The sequence below is a fragment of the Actinomadura logoneensis genome, from assembly GCF_003428695.1.
Taxonomy (GTDB): domain Bacteria; phylum Actinomycetota; class Actinomycetes; order Streptosporangiales; family Streptosporangiaceae; genus Spirillospora; species Spirillospora logoneensis.
This window is the reverse complement of the sequence record NZ_QURH01000430.1, coordinates 1-928: the sequence shown is the minus strand read 5'-3', so window position 1 is coordinate 928 and position 928 is coordinate 1. Positions and strand designations below refer to the sequence as shown.

Genomic DNA, 928 nt, shown 5'->3' with positions numbered 1-928 from the left:
CGCCGGTGACGTCCGCGAGCCGGCCCTGCCCCCACGGCACGGCCGGCTCGCGCGCGGACGGCCTCGGAGCGCCTTCCGGCCGCCCTCCCGGACGGCCCGTCCGGGGCGGCGGCCGATTACTTCCCGGTCCGGTCTCCACGCGCCGCGCGCGAGGGATTACGCTGGCCGCGCGGCCGGCGGGGCCCGGCCCCCCGGCGGGTGGCGAGCGGCCGCGGGAGGGGATGGACGAGCATGGGGTGGACCGTCGCTCTGGCCTGCGCGACCACCGGTGATCCCGCCGAGGTGTTCCGGCCCGGCGTCACCCCCGACGGCGCCGCCGCGGCGCGCCTGGCCCGGCGGCTGTACCCCGGCGCGAGGCTGGTCGAGACCGGCGAGACCGTCCTGGACTTCGCGCTGTGGCCCTACGAGGACGAGCTGTTCGTCGGCGCGTTCGACGGGGCCCTCCTGGTCTGCGACCGGCGCCTGTTCGGCATGGGCGACGACGCCCGGCGGATCGCCGACACCGTCGCCGCCGCCCTGCCGGGCGCGCGCTGCGGCGTCCTGGTGCTGCAGAACGTCGCCTCCGGCTGCTGGTTCCGCTGGTACGAGGGGGGCGGGCTGCGCCGCGAGGTGTGCGTGACCGCAGAGGACGGCGTGGTCGTCGACCAGGGCGCCCGGCTGCCCGCCGAGCGCCCCTACTGGACGGAGATCGACGCGGGCGCGCCCGACGTCCCGCTGCCGTTCTCGCCCGAGGAGTTCGGCCTGGCCATCGCGCGCGAGCACATGGTCGGCCGCGACCTGGCGTCCCTCGGCCCGGACGGCTTCCTGCCGCTGGAACTGCCGCTGCGCCGCTTCAAGATCGCCTGACCCCCGGCGGCTCGACCGCCGCCGCCCCCGCCGCTCCCGCCGCTCCCGCCGCACTCGCGGCCCCCGGCCCCGCCAGGCCGGG

General features: G+C 79.0%; 1 protein-coding gene. It reads left to right on the top strand.

Annotated elements, in window-relative coordinates; translation table 11 throughout:
• The first annotated feature begins 231 nt into the window (after positions 1-231).
• Positions 232-846, top strand: a complete 615-nt coding sequence (locus DZF91_RS23120; protein ID WP_117359486.1) for a DUF6928 family protein — start codon at positions 232-234, stop codon at positions 844-846.
• Positions 847-928: the final 82 nt, after the last annotated feature.